This window comes from Ferrovibrio sp. GW821-FHT12B10 (genome assembly GCF_058807515.1).
Genome location: NZ_JBXAQT010000001.1, coordinates 2,965,810 through 2,983,084, shown reverse-complemented (window position 1 = coordinate 2,983,084; position 17,275 = coordinate 2,965,810). Strand labels below are relative to the sequence as shown.

Sequence of the window (17,275 nt, the reverse complement as noted above, 5' to 3'; positions counted from 1 at the left end):
TTTGCCGGTTTACAGGCTGCGCCCCGGCGGCTATAGTCCGCGCGATTTTCTCCCGGATTCCAGCCCCACTCAGAGCGTAATCATGAAGGTTTTGGCGGGTAACTCCAATCGTCCGCTTGCGGAAGCCATTGCGGCTTATTTGTCGGTTCCGCTCGCCAAGGCCAGCGTGCGTCGATTCTCCGACATGGAGGTCTTCGTCGAGATTCACGAGAACGTCCGTGGTGAGGATGTCTTCGTGATCCAGTCGACCTCGTATCCGGCAAACGACCATCTGATGGAACTGCTGGTCTGCATCGACGCGCTCAAGCGCTCGTCGGCCCGCCGCATCACCGCCGTGCTGCCCTACTTCGGCTATGCCCGCCAGGACCGCAAGCCCGGTCCGCGCACCCCGATCTCGGCCAAGCTGGTCGCCAACCTGATCACCGCCGCCGGCGCCAATCGCGTGCTGACGCTGGATCTCCATGCCGGCCAGATCCAGGGCTTCTTCGATATCCCGACCGACAACCTGATGGGTGGTCCGGTCCTGACCGCCGACATCAAGCAGCATCTGCAGGGCGATGACCTGATGGTCGTGTCGCCCGACGTCGGCGGCGTGGTGCGCGCGCGCAATATCGCCAAGCGCCTGGACGCCGACCTCGCCATTGTCGACAAGCGCCGCGAAAAAGCCGGCGTGTCGGAAGTCATGAACATCATCGGCGACGTCGAAGGCCGCCGCTGCATCCTGGTCGACGATATCGTCGACTCCGCCGGTACGCTGTGCAACGCGGCGGAAGCGCTGAAGAAGCATGGCGCCAAGTCGGTCTTCGCCTATGTGACCCATGGCGTGCTGTCAGGCGGCGCGGTCGCCCGCGTCACCGCCAGCCAGCTGGAAGGCCTGGTCATCACCGATTCAATTCTGGCCACCGAAGCGGTGCGCCTGGCCCGCAACATCCGTCAGGTCTCGATCGCGCCGTTGATCGGCGAGGCGATGCGACGGATCAGCGAGGAGACTTCGGTCTCGAGCCTGTTCGATTAAGTTTCAGAGTTTCGGCGCGCGGCACCCCTGGAGGCCGGCGTCGGAAACGGACCGGCATGGTGCCGGCGCCGTATCTAAGCAAGGAGCGCAATCATGCGTGACGTAACCACCATCGCCGCCGAGGCGAGGTCGAGGGCCGGCAAGGGGACCGCCCGTGCAACGCGACTGAAGGGTCGTGTGCCGGGGGTCATCTATGGCGAAAAGCAGACCCCTGAACTCATCTCGGTCGAATCCCGTGAACTCCTGAAGGAACTGCACAAGGGCAGCTTCTTCTCTCGTCTCTTCACCATCGACGTCGGCGGCAAGACCGAGCGTGTGCTGGCTCGCGACGTGCAGCTCGACCCGGTCACCGACCGGCCGATCCATGTCGACTTCCAGCGCATCGGCAAGGACTCGAAGGTCCGCATCTTCATCCCCGTGCATTTCCTCGAGCAGGAAAAGTCGCCGGGCCTGAAGAAGGGCGGCGTGCTGAACATCGTGCGTCACGAAGTCGAATTCTTCGTGCAGCCCGACAGCATCCCCGAGAGCATCTCGATCAGCCTGGACGGCATGGATATCGGTCACTCGATCCATATCTCGGCCTTCCAGCTTCCTGCCGGCATCAAGGCTGTGATTCAGGATCGTGACTTCACCGTCGCGACCATCGCTGCCCCGACCAAGGAAGAAGAAGCTGCGCCGAAGGCCGAAGCTGCTGCTGCCGCTCCGGCGGCGGGCGCTGCGGCTGCCGCTCCGGCGGCTGGCGCCAAGGCTGCTCCGGCGGCGGCTGCCAAGCCGGCGGCCAAGAAGTAACCTGCTGCGGGCGGCGCATCGCTGGTGCGCCGCCCGTCACTTCCTCATCCTCTTCTCACTGCCGGACGCTGAACCGCCATGCTGCTTCTCGTCGGACTGGGCAACCCGGGCAGCGAGCACAAGCGACAGCGCCACAATGTCGGCTTCATGGCCGTCGAGGCCATCGCCGAACGCCACAGTTTCCAGCCGTTCAAGAAGCGTTTCCAGGGCGAGATCGCCGAAGGCGTGCTGAACGGCACCAAGACTCTGCTGCTCAAGCCGCAGACCTATATGAATCTCTCCGGCAAGTCGGTCGGCGAGGCAGCGCATTTCTACAAGATTCCGCCGCAGCAGATCGTGGTCGCTCATGACGAGCTGGATCTCGCCGCCGGCAAGATTCGCATGAAGGTGGGCGGCGGCCATGCCGGACATAATGGCCTGCGCTCGATCGATGCCGCCATCGGCCCCGAGTATCGCCGCCTGCGCATCGGCATCGGCCATCCCGGCAAAGATCGCGTGCTTGGCTATGTGCTACAGAATTTCCATACGGACGAGCAGGTATGGCTCGGTCCTCTGCTGGATGCCATGGCCAAGGAGGCCGGCTATCTGGCGAAAAATGATGACGCCAGTTTCATGACTCGGGTGGCCCTGCTACTGCAGCCGCCCAAGGAAAAGACGGTAAAGCCGGAAAAGACCAACAAGACAGACTCAAAGGACGCGTAACATGGGTTTCAAGTGCGGCATCGTCGGTCTCCCCAATGTCGGCAAGTCGACGCTGTTCAATGCGCTGACGCAGACCGCGGCGGCTCAGGCAGCTAATTATCCCTTCTGCACCATCGAGCCGAATACCGGCCTGGTCGGGGTGCCGGATGAGCGGCTGGACGTCCTGGCGCAGATTGCCGGTTCAGCCAAGATCATCCCGACCCAGCTCACCTTCGTCGACATTGCCGGTCTAGTGCGCGGCGCGTCGAAGGGTGAAGGCCTGGGCAACCAGTTCCTGGCCCATATCCGCGAAGTGGATGCGATCTGCCATGTCCTGCGTTGCTTCGAGGATGGCGACATCACCCATGTCGAGGGCCGTGTCGATCCGGTGGCCGATGCCGAGACGGTGGAAACCGAACTCATGCTGTCCGACCTGGAAAGCCTGGAGCGCCGTGTCGACCAGACCGCCAAGCGCGCCAAGCAGGGCAATGAGGAAGAGAAGGCCCGCCTCGCCGTGATGGAGAAGGTGCTGGTGGCGTTGCGCGATGGCAAGCCGGCCCGCACCGTGGTGCCGACCGAGGACGAGAAGAGGCTCTACAAGGAGCTGATGCTGATCACCGCCAAGCCGGTGCTCTATGTCTGCAATGTCGAGGAAGCCTCGGCCGCCGAGGGCAATGCCTTCTCGGCCAGGGTCAAGGCCAAGGCTGACGCCGAGGGTGCCGCCATGGTGGTGATCTCGGCTGCCATCGAGGCCGAAGTCGCACAGCTCGACAGCGACGAGGAGAAGACTGCGTTCCTGGCCGATCTCGGCCTGAAGGAAACTGGCCTGACCCGCGTGATTCGCGCCGGCTATGGCTTGCTCGAACTACTCACCTTCTTCACCGTCGGGCCGAAGGAGGCCCGCGCCTGGACCGTTCGCAAGGGCGCCAAGGCGCCCGAATCCGCGGGCGTCATCCATACGGATTTCGAGAAGGGCTTCATTCGCGCCGAGACGATTGCATACAATGATTATGTGGCCGGCAAGGGCGAAGCCGGTGCCCGTGACGCCGGGAAATTGCGGCTGGAAGGCAAGGAATACATCGTGCAGGATGGTGATGTCCTGCATTTCCGGTTCAACACATAAGAGCTGCAATGAAGTACCTGGAAGACTTCGTCGTCGGGCAGACAATGACCTATCCAGCCCGGACGGTGAGCGAGGAAGAGATTATCGCCTTCGCGCGGGCCTACGATCCGCAGCCCTTCCATCTCGACAAGGAAGCCGCCAAGCTGTCGCTGTTTGGCGGCCTTTGCGCCTCCGGCTGGCATACCGCCGGCCTCATGATGCGCATGCTGGTCGACAACATGATCGGCAAATACGCCAGCATGGGTTCGCCCGGCGTCGACCAGCTGCGCTGGGTCAAGCCGGTGTTTCCCGGCGACACCCTGCAGCTCAGCGGCGAAGTGCTGGAGGTGAAGCCCTCGCAGTCCAAGCCCGATCGCGGCGTCATCACCTCGCGCTACGAAATGCGCAATCAGAAGAACGAAGTGGTGCTCACCGTGCAGGCCAAGGGCATGTATGCCCGCCGCCCGGTGCAAGGCTGAGGCCGGCCATGCAGTATTTCGAGGACATCACCATCGGCGCGGTGCGCGATCTGGGCAGCCATACCTTCACGGAGGCCGCCATCATCGACTTCGCCCGCCAGTTCGATCCGCAGCCGTTCCACATTGACCCCGATGCCGCGAGAAAATCCGCCTTCGGCGGCATCATCGCCTCGGGCTGGCATACCGCCGCCACCGTGATGCGCATGATCGTGGATTCCGCCGAGGAGGTTGAGGCCAGCCTTGGCTCGCCCGGTTTCGATGACCTTGCCTGGCTCAAGCCCGTTCGACCCGGCGACACCATTCGCGCCCGCATGACCTGCACCGAGAAAACACCCTCGCGCAGCCGGCCAGGCATCGGTTCGGGCCGCTTCCTGATCGAGGCCTTTAACCAGAAGGACGAACTGGTGATGCGTTACACCAGCATCGCCATCTTCCGCTTCCGCAAGACCGCCTAACTTTTGGAGAGCCCAATGGGTGCGATGACCAGCCTGACCGCCGCCGACGGCCACCGTTTCGGCGCCTATATCGCCGAGCCGAAGGGCGCACCTAAGGGCAGCGTGATCGTGATCCAGGAAATCTTCGGCGTGAACAGCCATATCAGGGCGGTCAGCGACGGCTATGCGGCCGATGGATATTACGTGGTGGCGCCGGCGCTATTCGATCGCGTGCAGCCCAATGTGGAGCTCGGCTACAGCGCCGATGACGTGGCCAGCGGCCGCGAGATCCGCGGCAAGATGGTCTGGGATACCGTGCTGCAGGATGTGACGGCGGCCTTTGCCATCGCCTCGAAGGCCGGTCGCGTCGGCTGCACCGGCTACTGCTATGGCGGCGGCGTCACCTGGAAGATGGCGCATGCCCTGCCCGGCCTAGCAGCCTCGGTCGGCTACTACGGCGGCCCCTGGGGCGAGCTGAAGGACGAAGCGCCGAAGGCGCCGGCGCTGCTACATTTCGGCGCGCTGGACAAGATGATCCCGACCAGCCTGGCCGAGGAGATGAAGGCCAAGCACCCCTTCATCACCACGCATATCTATGATGCCGACCATGGCTTCAACTGCGACCAGCGCGCGACCTACGACGCGACTGCCGCCGTGATCGCACGTCGCCGCACGCTCGCCTTCTTCGAAGCCCTGCTCTAGCTGCGGCTGGAGAATTCCAGGAAGCAGCCATGCGCCGCTTCGGCCGGCACCAATACGGTGCCGTCCAGGCTGCGCACGTGTTCGATCCCGGCGGCCTTGAAATAGGCCGCCGCGGCTTCGGTGTTGTGCACCCGGAAGCGCATGCCGGCGACATAGGGCGTCGCGCGCGGCGTATGGTCCAGATCGGGGAACAGCGTGTCGAGGTCGTCGGGCGTGACGAACAGCAGCGTCTCGCGGCCAGTACGCACCGCCAGCATGCGGTCGGTCCGCACGGCGGACCCCGCGCCCACCAGCTTCTCGTAATCCAGTTCCAGCGCTGCCGGATTCTCGGTCACCACGATGACGCCGCTGATATGCTCGGCACCGTTAGGATGCACCAGCCATTCCGGCTTGCGCAGCATCTCAGGCGTCAGATGTTGGCACAGAAACACCGACAGATCCGGCGTGGCATCGGCCGGCAGATGCACCAGGCTGAAAGCTGGCAGCACCGTTCCTTCGGGCAGTTCCAGCTCGCGCTTAAGGTCCTGCGGCTCCGACGGCTGGAAGCCCGAGGCCTTCAACTCGGCCACGGCGGCAGCTGAGTTGTCGATGCCCAGCGCCACCTTGTGCACGCCTTCGCCCTTGGCCTTCAGCGCCTCTTCGACGCCGGCGGTGAAGCCGCCCGGCACGGCGATGCCCAGCAGTTCATGGTAGTTGGCCGGGAACATGATGCAGTAGTTGCCGGTGGCCCAGCCGATATGGCGGCCGCGCGGCGTGATCGTGAAACCCAGCTTCATGAAGGTCTGGCGCGCTGTCTCCAGATCAGTGGTGGCCTGAACAGTGTGATCGATACCGGTAATGCGATGCGCCAAATCAATGCCCCTCGAACTCGCAAAGCGACAACACATTGACGCCGAGCGCTTCCAGCTTCTTGCGGCCGCCGAGCTCGGGCAGGTCCACGATGAACGAGCAGCCCACCACATTGCCACCATGGGCGCGGATCAGCTTGATCGCGGCTTCGGCCGTGCCGCCAGTGGCGATCAGGTCATCGACGATCAGGATATTCTCGCCCGACTGGATGGCATCGATATGGATTTCCATGGAATCCGTGCCGTATTCCAACTGGTATTCCTGCGCCTTGGTCTTCCACGGCAACTTGCCACGCTTGCGTACCGGCACGAAGCCGATCGACAGCTGATGCGCGATGGCACCGCCCAGGATGAAGCCGCGCGCTTCGATGCCCACCACCTTGTCGATGCGGGTGCCGGCCAGCGGCTGCACCATCTCGTCCACGGTCTTACGGAAGCCACGGGCATCCTGCAGCAGCGTGGTGATGTCGCGGAACATGATACCCGGCTTCGGGTAATCCGGGATGGCGCGAATCTTTTCCTTGATGCCCTGCATGGCGGGTCCTCTGCTCAAGCCTTCAACACGCGGCCGGCGACCGCATCGAGTTTCTTCAAGACCTTGGGGTCGCGCTTTTCCGGCGCCGTGATCAGCGCCGTATCCAGCACATGATTGCAGCCCTGCGGGCAATGGCCGGGGCGATGCCGCAGGTGCGGCACTGCTTTCGCCACCAGGCTCTGGCCTTTTTCGGCATTGTCCAGCAACACGCGGATGACGGAAGCGACATCCACATGGTCATGGTCTGGGTGCCAGCAGTCATAGTCGGTGACCATGGCGACCGAGGCATAGCAAAGCTCGGCCTCACGGGCGAGCTTGGCTTCCGGCGCATTGGTCATGCCGATCACGTCACAGCCCCAGCTTTTGTAGAGGAAGCTTTCCGCCTGCGTGGAGAATTGCGGGCCTTCCATGCAGAGATAGGTGCCCCCACGCTGCGCGGCGATGCCGGCGGCTTTCGCCGCGGCTTCCAGTGCATCGCCCAGCCGCGAGCAGACCGGATGCGCCGCCGAGACATGGGCGACCATGCCGGTGCTGAAGAAGCTTTTCTGCCGCATGAAGGTGCGGTCGATGAACTGGTCGACGATGACAAAGGTGCCCGGCGGCAGGTGCTCCTTGAATGAGCCGCAGGCCGAAACCGAGATGACGTCATGGCAGCCAACGCGCTTCAGCGCATCGATATTGGCGCGGTAGTTCACCTCCGAGGGCGAATGCACATGGCCGCGGCCGTGGCGCGGCAGGAAGACCAGCTCGGCGCCATCCAGTTCGCCGAACAGCAGTTCGTCGGAGGGATCGCCCCAGGGCGTCGCCACCTTGTACCATTTGGTGTTCTTCAGCCCGGCCATGCCGTAGATGCCGCTGCCGCCCAGCACGCCGATGCGGACGGGTGCGCCCTTCTTGGCCACATGGGGCTTCTGGATGCTGACGGCCGATGCCTTGCCGCCACCGCGCACAGAACGCGCCACAACCTTGGCCACGGCGGCGGCCGAAGTGGTCACCCTGGCGGTCCGGGCCTTGGCTTTCGGCTTGGGCTTGGCTTTCACAGGCTTGCGAGCCGTCTTTTTCACTTTTGCCATGAGGGAAACTCCGTCGAACTCGCTTGGCGGACTCGCCTAGAATACCGGGCGCGACTTAAGCAAACCGCCCCCCGTGGCGCAACAAAAAAGGCCGCCGTTTCCGGCGACCTTTTGTATCGCTGCAATCGCAGCGGATCAGTGCAGCTTGGCCCAGATGCGCTTCTTGGCCGCAAAGAACAGGCCCGTCAGCACCACCAGGAAGATGATGACCTTGAAGCCCATGCGCTTGCGGTCTTCCAGCTTGGGCTCGGCGGCCCACATCAGGAAGGCAGACACGTCGTGCGCCATCTGCTCGACGCTGGCCTTGGTGCCATCGGCATAGGTCACCTGGTCGTCGTTGAGCGGCTTGGGCATCGCGATCTGATGACCCGGGAAGTACTCGTTGTAGTTCAGGCCTTCGCCCAGTGCGAAACCGGCCGGGGCGTCCTTGTAGCCGGTCAGGATGGCGCGGATGTAATCCGGGCCGGCTGCACGGGCCTTGGCGATCAGCGACAGGTCGAGCGGATAGGCGCCGCCATTGGACGCACGCGCCGCCTTCTCGTTCGGGAAGGGCGACGGGAACTTGTCCGACGGCAGAGCCGCACGCTTGAACATCTCGCCCTGGTCGTTCGGGCCGTCGGTCACCTCGAAGGTGGCCGCCAGAGCCTTCACTTCCGGATCGGTGAAACCGATATCCTTCAGGTTGCGGAACGCCACATACTTCATGGCGTGGCAGGCAGCGCAGACTTCCTTGTAGACCTGATAGCCCCGCTGCAGTTCAGCGCGGTCAAAGGTGCCAAAGGGGCCGTTGAAGCTCCACTTCTGCGCCGGCGGCACCACGTCAGTGCCGGCAGCCAGAGCGGCCGGGGCGGCGAGGCCGAAAGCCAGGGCCGCGAGGATCGCACGCATCGTCATCGTCTTCATGGTTCGATCCCCCTTCACGCTTTGCTGCCGGCGGCGCCGTCTTTCAGGACGGCTTCGCTGATGGAAGCGGGCAGCTTCAGCGGCTTCTCGAACCAGCCGACCAGCGGCATCAGGACAAGGAAGTGCGCGAAGTAATAGATGGTGCAGACGCGGCCGATCACCAGCGCCAGACCTTCCGGCGGCAGGCCACCGGCATAGGTCAGGCCGACACAGGCAATCAGGAAGATCCAGAACAGCTGCTTGTAGATCGGGCGGAACTTGGCCGACCGCACCTTGCTGGTGTCCAGCCAGGGCAGCAGGAACAGGATCAGGATCGCGCCGAACATCAGCAGCACGCCGCCCAGCTTGTCAGGCACCGAGCGCAGGATCGCGTAGAACGGCAGGAAGTACCATTCCGGCACGATATGCTCCGGGGTGACCAGCGGGTTCGCCGGAATGTAGTTGTCCGGATGGCCGAGGTAATTCGGGGCGTAGAACAGGAAGAAGCTGAAGAAGATCAGGAAGACGCCGACACCGAACGCATCCTTGATCGTGTAGTAGGGATGGAACGGGATGCGGTCCTGCGGGCCCTTGGTATCGATGCCCAGCGGATTGTTCGAGCCATGCTGGTGCAGGGCCAGAACGTGCAGGATCACGATGCCGACGATCACGAACGGCAGCAGGTAATGCAGCGAGAAGAAGCGGTTCAGCGTCGGGTTGTCGACGGCGAAGCCGCCCCACAGCCAGGTCACGATCGGTTCGCCGACCACCGGGATGGCCGAGAACAGGTTGGTGATCACGGTGGCGCCCCAGAAGCTCATCTGGCCCCAGGGAAGCACGTAGCCCATGAAGGCCGTGGCCATCATCAGCAGGAAAATGATCAGGCCCAGGAACCACAGGATTTCGCGCGGCGCCTTGTACGATCCGTAGTACAGGCCGCGGAAGATGTGGATGTAGACCACAATGAAGAACATCGACGCGCCGTTGGCGTGCATGTAGCGCAACAGCCAGCCGTAATTCACGTCGCGCATGATGTGCTCGACCGAGTCAAAGGCCATCAGGGTGTGCGGCGTGTAATGCATGACCAGCACGATGCCGGTCAGGATCTGGATCACCAGGCAGAGGCCGGCGAGCGAGCCGAAATTCCACCAGTAGCTCAGATTCTTGGGCGTCGGGTACTGGGTGCCGACCATGTGGTCGAGCGTGGAGAAGACCGGCAAGCGGTATTCGATCCACTTGACGAGCGGGTTGGCAAAGAAGCCTGAATTGTTGTCAGCCATCGGTTGGGGTCCTTAGCCGATGCGGATGCGGGTATCGTTGACGAAGGCGTATTCCGGAATCGGAAGGTTCGCCGGCGCGGGGCCTTTGCGGATGCGGCCCGACGTATCGTAGTGCGAGCCGTGGCAGGGGCAGAACCAGCCACCGAAGTCGCCCTTCTGGCCCAGCGGCACGCAGCCCAGATGGGTGCAGACGCCCATCATGACCAGCCACTCGGGTTTCTTGACGCGGTCGGCGTCCTTGGCCGGATCCGGCAGGGCCTCGGCATCGTCCTTCTTCGCCTGGTCGATCTCGGCAGCGGTGCGGTGACGCACGAAGACCGGCTTGCCGCGCCACAGGATGGTGACGCTCTGGCCGGCGGCGATCTGGCTGAGATCGACTTCGGTGCTCGACAGCGCGAGCACGTCGGCCGACGGATTCATCTGATGCACGAACGGCCATACGGCAGCTGCCGCACCCACCGCGCCAAATGCCCCCGCAGCGATGACAATAAAGTCCCGCCGGGTCGGCTCGGTCATCCCGGCCGTCTGGGTCCCTGTCCCTGCCATAGATCCCTCGAAGATAATAAGACTTGGAAACGTGACGCGATATTTCTCACTATATGTTGGCGAAGTCCAGCACTTAGCCGGACGCATGCGACAGGTTGCCGCAGGGGTCTTGAGGTTGGAATCCCCCCGGCAAACCGCGAAAAAAATGGCACACCTGCGCCCCGTCCGAAACCCCGATTCAGAACCCTGTTTGGAAGGCCATGCGGCTCGCCCTTTTTGAACCTGACCTACCGCCCAATCTGGGCACGATTCTGCGTCTCGGTGCCTGCCTGGAAATACCGGTGCATGTCATCGAACCCTGTGGCTTCCCCTTCTCCGTCCAGACGGTGCGGCGTAGCGCTCTCGATTACTTGGAGCATGCCGAGATCCATCGGCATGACAGCTGGGAGCGTTTCCTGACCGAGAGGCCGCCCGGCCGCCTGCTGCTGATGACCACCAAGGCAGCCGTGCCTTATACGGAGTTCCACTTCGCCCCTGACGATATCCTGCTGATGGGGCGAGAGACCAAGGGCGCGCCCGACTATGTGCATGATGCCGCCGATGCCCGACTTGTGATCCCGATCCGCGCCGGACTGCGCTCCATCAATGTCGCCACGGCGGCGGCCATGGTACTGGGCGAGGCCCTGCGGCAATGCAATGCCTTTCCGCAGCGCGGCCCGGCTGCGCATGCTGGGTCCTGACCCCGGAAGAAAGAGAGTGAGCATGACCGACGCCTTCCATGCCGATCCGGCGATCGCCGAACGCCAGCGCCGTGCCCGCGCCTGGTTCGAGGACCTGCGCAACCAGATCTGTGCCGCCTTTGAGAAACTGGAAGACGACCTGACCGGTCCGCTCAGCGACCGGCCGGCCGGCCGCTTCGAGCGCAAGGCCTGGGATCGCCCGGGCGGCGGCGGCGGCGTGATGAGCGTGATGCGCGGCCGCGTCTTCGAGAAGGTTGGCGTCAACATCTCGACCGTGCATGGCGAGTTCAGCGAGGAGTTCCGCAAGCAGATCCCCGGCGCCGCCGGTGACGGGCGTTTCTGGGCCTCGGGCATCTCGCTGGTGGCGCATATGCAGTCGCCGAAAGTGCCCGCCGTGCACATGAACACCCGCTTCCTGGTGACCAGCAAGGCCTGGTTCGGCGGCGGCGCCGACCTGACGCCGATGGTGCCCGACGAATCTGACACCACCGCCTTCCATGCGGCGCTGAAGGGCGCCTGCGACCGCTTCGACGAGGGCTACTACCCCCGCTTCAAGCAGTGGTGCGACGAGTATTTCTTCCTGCCGCATCGGGATGAGCCGCGTGGCGTTGGCGGAATCTTCTTCGACCAGCTCGACAGCGGCGATTGGGAACGCGACTTCGGCTTCACAAAAACGGTCGGCGAATCGTTCCTCGAATCATACCCAAAAATCGTCCGCAAAAACCTGAATCAGGCATGGTCGGAGGCGGAAAGAGAGCATCAGTTGGTCCGTCGCGGGCGTTATGTGGAGTTCAATTTGCTCCATGATCGTGGCACCACTTTCGGTCTGAAAACCGGTGGCAACACAGAAGCGATCCTGATGTCGATGCCGCCGATGGTGAAATGGCCATGATTAAAAAGACCAGATTCCATGCGGGTTTTTTGCAACTCGTAATTCTTGCAAGTTGTCGCGCGCGTTTTACTTGAGCAATGCTTTTTCGTTCGTGCGCTGTGCTGTCGCGTGCTGCAATTTGGACACGCGTTTAACCATTTTTTAAGCGCGCGCAAGATTTAGTGGTTAATACTGGAGCGTTGTGCTACAGATATACCTGTTCGGGAAACATTTCCCGAAAACTTCGTTGCGGTGAAAACCGCACTCTAATCCATGGAGGAGAAACTCATGGCTGCGAAGAAAAAGGCTGCTAAGAAGAAGGCGGCGAAGAAGGTTGTGAAGGCTAAGAAGGCCCCCAAGGCCAAGAAGAAGGCGACCAAGAAGAAGGCCGCCAAGAAGAAGTAAAGTTTAGTTTCTGAGTTTGTGGCCTCGAGCTCCACATCGACGTCCGGGTTTACGGCGCCGACGTGGAGCTCGAGTTCTTTTAGGGGCTCGGCGGCCATTACTGTAAAGCCGCAACGACTTTAGTCCCATTCGCTGGAAGCCCAGCAAAATCCTTAAAAATCAATGCGTTGTCGCAGAAGCCCTATTGCTGGGCCATGATCTGCACGCGCTGCTGCAGGCGCAGCAGGCAGGCTTCACGATCAGGGCGGAATTCCTCGCCCGCCCACCAGGCTTCCAGCTCGTTGAGCAATGCGCTGACCGTCGGTCCAGGCGTGAATCCGACCGCCAGGACATCGGCGCCGCGCAGGGGGAAGACCGGCCGGTGCCAGGTCGTGGTGGCGATCGCACGCTGCACCGCAAAATCATCGGCCAGCAGGCCGGCGCTGCCCGCCAGCAGAACATGATCACGACAGCGCTCGGCACCGAACCGGTAGAGCGCCTGCCTCCAGACTGATTCGTCGACGACGGTCGCTGGATCGAAGGGGCTGCCCTCGATGGACAACGGCGTCATCAGGGCCTCGAGCCGCAGGCGCTGGGCATTCGACAGCTTCAGCCGCTCGGCAATGCGCTCGGCCAGTGCAGCATCGCGCCCCTGGAACAGAACAGCCAGCCGCGGCCAGACTTCAGGCTGAAGATCGCTGCCCGCCGCCACCGACGCCTGCAACTGCACCAGGCGGCGGAATACTGCCGCATCGAAGCGCACGCCGGGCAGCAGGGCTGGCAGCACGCCGCTCTCCTGCATCAGGGAAAGCACTGCGGCCGCATCGGGCAACGCCAGAATCTTCAGCAGCTCGTCGCGCACCCGCTCGCCCGACAGCCGCTCCAGGTGGCTCGCCGCCGCCGTGCAGGCCGCCAGTGCAGCCGCATCCGGCGGGCCTTTGGCGAAACGGGCATGAAAGCGGAAAAAGCGCAGGACACGCAGGTAATCCTCCGCCACGCGGGCATTCGCATCGCCGATGAACCGCACGATGCCCGCGGCCAGGTCGGCACGCCCGCCTGTATAATCGTGCAAGACACCATCCGCATCCGCGTACAGCGCGTTGATGGTGAAATCGCGCCGGGCGGCATCCTTGGCCCAGTCCGTGCCGAACAGCACCGTGGCATGGCGGCCATCGGTCTCGATGTCGCGCCGCAGTGTCGTCACCTGGAAGGTGGCCGGCGGCACCACGGCGGTCACGGTGCCGTGAGCGAGGCCTGTTGGCACGGCTTTCAGCTTTGCCTTCTCCAGCCTCCTGATCACCGTATCGGGTGTCTCGGTGGTCGCCATGTCCACGTCATGGGGCTGCAGCCCCAGAATGGCATCGCGCACGCAACCGCCGACGAAGCGGACAGTCGCACCGCCGGCCGACAACGCCTTCACGGCTGCCTGCGTCGACGGCGCGGTCATCCAGCCGGGCGGCGTTATGCGCTCAGGTAACGTCATGGGATTTACTGCCCGATCCGGCCGGGCACGACCTGGCCATTCTCGAACCGCGCCGGCGCATAGGGCCCGAGGTCTTCCTCGAAGAAGGCGCCCCAGATCACGAAGCTCAGGATCATCAGCAGCAGACCGATGGCGGCCAGCCAGAACCACGGCGTGGCCTCCGGTCCGTCCTTGCCGCTGCGCTTCACATGCCAGATGTAAAGGCCGTAGAGCAGGAACGGCAACAACAGCGGCAGGATATGAACGATGATGCGGCTCACGGCCGGCTCTCCTCCCCGGTCTCGCCATGCAGCAGCTCATGCAGGTTACGCAGCATGCCCGCCGTGGCGCCCCAGATGTAATACTCGCCGTAGGGCATCGCCCACCAGTGGCGCTCCACACCATTGAATACGCCTTTATGGCGCTGGTGGTTGCGCTGGTCCATCAGGAAGGCGAACGGCACCTCAAAGACCTCGGCCACCTCATGTTGGGCCAGCTGCAGGTCGAAACCCGGCTTTACCAAGCCGACCACCGGCACGACGACAAAGCCGGTGCCGGTCACATAAGGCTCCAGGGCGCCCAGCACGGTGATATGGCCACGATCCAGCCCGATCTCTTCCTCGGTCTCGCGAAGCGCCGTGGCGATCACATCGGGATCCTCGGCATCGACACGGCCGCCGGGGAAGCTGATCTGGCCGGCATGGTTGGACAGATGCGCGGTGCGCTTGGTCAGGATCACCCGCTCGCCATCCGCGTAGGCCACCACCGGCACCAGCACGGCAGCTGGCATCAGCGGACCTTTCCTGAAGGGCTCGGAATTGGGATTGAGCTGGAAATCGCCCTTGGGCACAGCCTGGAAGTCGCGCGGAATCGCATCGAATCCCGGCACCGGCTGCAGCCGTGCGCGCAGATGCTCGATGGCCGGCGTACTGTCGATGACGAGAGATGAGGCAACCACAGTCATGCCGCCTCTCCCAATACGAAGAACCGGTTGGCGCTTGTGACACCCAGCACGGTGCGACCATCGACGACGCGTTCCTCGGCCATTTCCACCAACTGGTAATAGACCGCGCGCGCGATCAGCGCCTCCAGCCGGTCACGCACCAGGATGTAGGGCGACGGCTCACCGCTCTGCGGATTGATCGCGACCCGCAGCGGATGCTCGGCATCCAGCGGCACGACATCGTCGACCGTGGTGCGGAAACCGATCAGGCGGCTGTCGCCCTCGCCGGCAATGGTAAGCTCCACTGCGAGGAAGGGCGCGTCATCGACTCGAATCTGACATTTTTCCGCCGGAGTCACCAAAACGAAACTGTCATCCGGCTCGCGGCGCAGGATGCTTGCGAAAAGCTTGACCATGGCGGGACGCGGAATGGGCGTTCCCATATAGTGCCAGCTCCCGTCCCGCGCGATCCGCATATCGATTTGACCGCAAAATGGCGGGTTCCACAGGTGAACTGGCGGTTTTTTGCGCAAGCCCTCCTCGCCGCCGAACCGGGCGATCACATCCTGGAGAGAGGGCACCTTGGCCGAGGTGGCGGACATATAAGGCATCTGGGCTTTCGTTTCGCTTCTACTATATACTCATTCCCATGCACAATTTGAGCGATACCGCCGAACATATCGTCCCCGAGATCGAACGGATCGGGGGCAGGCTCGGTACCGCCCGCGACGCTGTCGGCCGGGTCATCTTCGGCCAGGGCGATGTGGTCGAGGAAACCCTCATCACCTTGCTGGCCGGCGGCCATGCCCTGCTGGTCGGCGTACCGGGTCTGGCCAAGACCAAACTGGTGGAAACACTGGCCAAGGTGCTGGGCCTCGATGCCCGCCGCGTACAGTTCACGCCCGATCTCATGCCGGCCGATATCGTCGGCTCCGAAGTGCTGGAAGAAAGCGAAACCGGCCGCCGCTCGTTCCGTTTCATCCCGGGTCCGGTCTTCTGCCAGTTGCTGATGGCCGATGAAATCAACCGCGCCAGCCCGCGCACGCAGTCCGCGCTGCTGCAGGCCATGCAGGAGCGTCAGGTTTCGGTCGCCGGCCAGCGCCACGACCTGCCCGCGCCCTTCCATGTGCTGGCGACGCAGAATCCGCTGGAGCAGGAAGGCACCTATCCGCTGCCCGAAGCCCAGCTCGACCGTTTCCTGCTGCAGATCGACGTGCGTTATCCCGACCGCGAAGCCGAGCGCCGCATGCTCTTTGCCACCACCGGCGCCACCGAGGACCCGATCCCAACCGTGCTGAATGCTGGCGAACTGATGGCTGCCCAGCGCCTTGTGCGTCGCATTCCCGTCGGCGAAAGCGTGGTCGAGGCCATCCTCAACCTGGTGCGCAACGGCCGCCCGGAAGAGACCACCATCGCCGGCCTCAAGGATCAGATCGCCTGGGGTCCCGGCCCGCGAGCCAGCCAGGCACTGATGCTGGCGGTGCGCGCCCGCGCGCTGCTGCAGGGCCGACTCGCGCCCTCGATCGAAGACGTGCTGGCATTGGCCGGCCCGATCCTGCGCCACCGCATGGCCCTTACCTTCGCCGCCCGCGCCGAGGGCGTCACGGTCAGCGACGTCATCAACCGCCTGACCGCTCCGTTGCAATGAGCGGGGCGGCAGCGGCCGGGGCAGCAACAGCCAATGCCCGGCGCCAGCGCGCCGAACATTTTGCCGCTTTCCTTCCGCCGCTTCTCGTCGCTGCGGAACGCGTGGCCGCCACCGTCGAACAGGGCGTGCATGGCCGCCGCCGCGTCGGCCCCGGCGATGCCTTCTGGCAGTTCCGCCGCTACAGCCAGGGCGATGCCCTGACCCGCATCGACTGGCGCCAGACCGCCAAGCGCCAGCAGGCCTTCATCCGCGAAAATGAATGGGAAGCCGCCGAGAGCGTCTGGCTCTGGCGCGACCCCTCGCCCTCCATGCGCTGGAAATCGCCGCAGGGGCAGGAACAGAAAGACGAGCGCGGTGACCTGCTGTTGCTGGCGCTGGCCAGCCTGCTGCTGCGCGGCGGTGAACGTGTCGCGTTGCTGGGCTACCCGCAGCGGCCCACGGCGGGCCGGCTGGTGCTGGAACGCATCGCCGAGCGCCTGATCCGCTCGCGCTTCGACACCGCCGAGGCCAGCCTGCCGCCGGTGCATATGCTGCCGCGCTATGCCCATGTCGTGCTGATCGGCGACTTCCTCTATCCGGTGCCCGAGATCGCCGCGCGCCTGCGCGCGCTGGCCGATATGGGCGTGAAGGGCACGGTGTTACGCATCGTCGATCCCGCCGAGGAAGACTTCCCCTATCGCGGACGCACGCGTTTCCTCGGTCTCGAAGGCGAAGACCCGCTGCTGGCGCCGCGCGCCGAGGTGATGGGCGATGACTGGCGCAGCATGTTCGCCGCCCATCAGGCCGAACTGGCCGAGATTTGCCGTCGGCTCGGCTGGCGCCACCTGAAGCATCGCACCGATCGGCTGCCGCAGACCGCGCTGCTCGCCATGTATCAGTCCCTGCAGGGCGAGCGCGCCCTGTCGGCGGCGGGACGCTGAG

General features: G+C 63.8%; 21 protein-coding genes. 11 read left to right on the top strand and 10 right to left on the bottom strand.

All coding sequences use genetic code 11. The features are described from left to right. Positions 1 to 82 precede the first annotated feature (82 nt). From AC1RRT_RS14985 to AC1RRT_RS14955, 7 genes are all read left to right on the top strand, one after another. Positions 83 to 1,015, top strand: a complete 933-nt coding sequence (locus tag AC1RRT_RS14985; protein WP_492971342.1) for a ribose-phosphate pyrophosphokinase — start codon at positions 83 to 85, stop codon at positions 1,013 to 1,015. Between the two features lie 93 nt (positions 1,016 to 1,108). Next, positions 1,109 to 1,804, top strand: coding sequence for a 50S ribosomal protein L25/general stress protein Ctc (locus AC1RRT_RS14980; RefSeq protein ID WP_493014612.1), 696 nt, complete (start codon positions 1,109 to 1,111; stop codon positions 1,802 to 1,804). A 78-nt stretch (positions 1,805 to 1,882) separates the two neighbouring features. After that, a complete protein-coding gene (gene pth, locus AC1RRT_RS14975; protein WP_493014611.1) occupies positions 1,883 to 2,506 on the top strand; it encodes an aminoacyl-tRNA hydrolase in 624 nt (207 codons plus the stop codon). 1 nt (position 2,507) lies between these two features. Beyond that, positions 2,508 to 3,608: a redox-regulated ATPase YchF gene (gene ychF, locus AC1RRT_RS14970; RefSeq protein WP_493014610.1), complete on the top strand. Its 1,101-nt coding sequence runs from the start codon at positions 2,508 to 2,510 to the stop codon at positions 3,606 to 3,608. 8 nt (positions 3,609 to 3,616) lie between these two features. Further along, complete coding sequence (locus AC1RRT_RS14965; protein WP_493014609.1) at positions 3,617 to 4,066, top strand: MaoC family dehydratase; 450 nt, start codon at positions 3,617 to 3,619, stop codon at positions 4,064 to 4,066. An 8-nt stretch (positions 4,067 to 4,074) separates the two neighbouring features. Next, positions 4,075 to 4,521 carry a MaoC family dehydratase gene (locus AC1RRT_RS14960; protein ID WP_493014608.1) on the top strand — a complete coding sequence of 149 codons (447 nt, stop codon included), beginning with the start codon at positions 4,075 to 4,077 and terminating at the stop codon, positions 4,519 to 4,521. A gap of 15 nt (positions 4,522 to 4,536) precedes the next feature. Next, a complete protein-coding gene (locus tag AC1RRT_RS14955; protein WP_493014607.1) occupies positions 4,537 to 5,202 on the top strand; it encodes a dienelactone hydrolase family protein in 666 nt (221 codons plus the stop codon). Here the strand turns inward: AC1RRT_RS14955 and AC1RRT_RS14950 are convergent. The 6 genes from AC1RRT_RS14950 to petA all read right to left on the bottom strand — a co-directional run bounded on the left by AC1RRT_RS14950 (position 5,199) and on the right by petA (position 10,336). After that, positions 5,199 to 6,053, bottom strand: coding sequence for a VOC family protein (locus AC1RRT_RS14950; protein WP_493014606.1), 855 nt, complete (start codon positions 6,051 to 6,053; stop codon positions 5,199 to 5,201). The two genes, AC1RRT_RS14955 and AC1RRT_RS14950, sit on opposite strands and share 4 nt — an antisense overlap. Before the next feature lies 1 nt (position 6,054). Beyond that, positions 6,055 to 6,585 (bottom strand): adenine phosphoribosyltransferase, encoded by a 531-nt coding sequence (locus tag AC1RRT_RS14945; RefSeq protein ID WP_493014605.1) that lies wholly within the window; start codon positions 6,583 to 6,585, stop codon positions 6,055 to 6,057. A gap of 14 nt (positions 6,586 to 6,599) precedes the next feature. Next, on the bottom strand, positions 6,600 to 7,658 hold the full coding sequence (locus AC1RRT_RS14940; RefSeq protein WP_493014604.1) for an S-methyl-5'-thioadenosine phosphorylase: 1,059 nt from the start codon (positions 7,656 to 7,658) through the stop codon (positions 6,600 to 6,602). A 135-nt stretch (positions 7,659 to 7,793) separates the two neighbouring features. Then, positions 7,794 to 8,561 carry a cytochrome c1 gene (locus AC1RRT_RS14935; RefSeq protein ID WP_493014603.1) on the bottom strand — a complete coding sequence of 256 codons (768 nt, stop codon included), beginning with the start codon at positions 8,559 to 8,561 and terminating at the stop codon, positions 7,794 to 7,796. A gap of 14 nt (positions 8,562 to 8,575) precedes the next feature. After that, positions 8,576 to 9,820, bottom strand: a complete 1,245-nt coding sequence (locus AC1RRT_RS14930; protein ID WP_493014602.1) for a cytochrome b — start codon at positions 9,818 to 9,820, stop codon at positions 8,576 to 8,578. 12 nt (positions 9,821 to 9,832) lie between these two features. Next, the gene (gene petA / locus AC1RRT_RS14925) at positions 9,833 to 10,336 is read right to left on the bottom strand and encodes a ubiquinol-cytochrome c reductase iron-sulfur subunit (RefSeq protein ID WP_493014601.1); all 504 of its coding nucleotides are present in this window, start codon (positions 10,334 to 10,336) and stop codon (positions 9,833 to 9,835) included. 230 nt (positions 10,337 to 10,566) lie between these two features. On the opposite strand from petA, the gene AC1RRT_RS14920 reads away from it, so the two are divergent. Together AC1RRT_RS14920 and hemF are read left to right on the top strand one after the other, a co-directional pair. Next, on the top strand, positions 10,567 to 11,046 hold the full coding sequence (locus AC1RRT_RS14920) for a tRNA (cytidine(34)-2'-O)-methyltransferase (RefSeq protein ID WP_493014600.1): 480 nt from the start codon (positions 10,567 to 10,569) through the stop codon (positions 11,044 to 11,046). A 22-nt stretch (positions 11,047 to 11,068) separates the two neighbouring features. Further along, the gene (gene hemF, locus AC1RRT_RS14915; RefSeq protein ID WP_493014599.1) at positions 11,069 to 11,938 is read left to right on the top strand and encodes an oxygen-dependent coproporphyrinogen oxidase; all 870 of its coding nucleotides are present in this window, start codon (positions 11,069 to 11,071) and stop codon (positions 11,936 to 11,938) included. Positions 11,939 to 12,503: 565 nt separating this feature from the next. On the opposite strand, the gene AC1RRT_RS14910 is transcribed toward hemF, so the two are convergent. Genes AC1RRT_RS14910 through AC1RRT_RS14895 form a run of 4 tightly spaced genes read right to left on the bottom strand, consistent with a single transcriptional unit; the run spans position 12,504 to position 15,308 of the window. After that, the gene (locus AC1RRT_RS14910; protein ID WP_493014598.1) at positions 12,504 to 13,784 is read right to left on the bottom strand and encodes a CCA tRNA nucleotidyltransferase; all 1,281 of its coding nucleotides are present in this window, start codon (positions 13,782 to 13,784) and stop codon (positions 12,504 to 12,506) included. A 5-nt stretch (positions 13,785 to 13,789) separates the two neighbouring features. Further along, positions 13,790 to 14,044 (bottom strand): DUF6111 family protein, encoded by a 255-nt coding sequence (locus tag AC1RRT_RS14905; RefSeq protein WP_493014597.1) that lies wholly within the window; start codon positions 14,042 to 14,044, stop codon positions 13,790 to 13,792. Further along, the gene (locus tag AC1RRT_RS14900; RefSeq protein ID WP_493014596.1) at positions 14,041 to 14,727 is read right to left on the bottom strand and encodes a CoA pyrophosphatase; all 687 of its coding nucleotides are present in this window, start codon (positions 14,725 to 14,727) and stop codon (positions 14,041 to 14,043) included. The genes AC1RRT_RS14905 and AC1RRT_RS14900 overlap by 4 nt, the downstream gene beginning before the upstream one ends. Further along, positions 14,724 to 15,308, bottom strand: a complete 585-nt coding sequence (locus AC1RRT_RS14895) for a DUF1285 domain-containing protein (protein WP_493014595.1) — start codon at positions 15,306 to 15,308, stop codon at positions 14,724 to 14,726. Before AC1RRT_RS14895 ends, AC1RRT_RS14900 begins: the two co-directional genes overlap by 4 nt. A 47-nt stretch (positions 15,309 to 15,355) precedes the next feature. Here AC1RRT_RS14895 and AC1RRT_RS14890 point away from each other — a divergent pair, with 47 nt between their 5' ends. Next, a complete protein-coding gene (locus tag AC1RRT_RS14890) occupies positions 15,356 to 16,354 on the top strand; it encodes an AAA family ATPase (RefSeq protein WP_493014594.1) in 999 nt (332 codons plus the stop codon). 101 nt (positions 16,355 to 16,455) lie between these two features. After that, positions 16,456 to 17,274 (top strand): DUF58 domain-containing protein, encoded by an 819-nt coding sequence (locus AC1RRT_RS14885; RefSeq protein WP_493014593.1) that lies wholly within the window; start codon positions 16,456 to 16,458, stop codon positions 17,272 to 17,274. Position 17,275 lies beyond the last annotated feature (1 nt).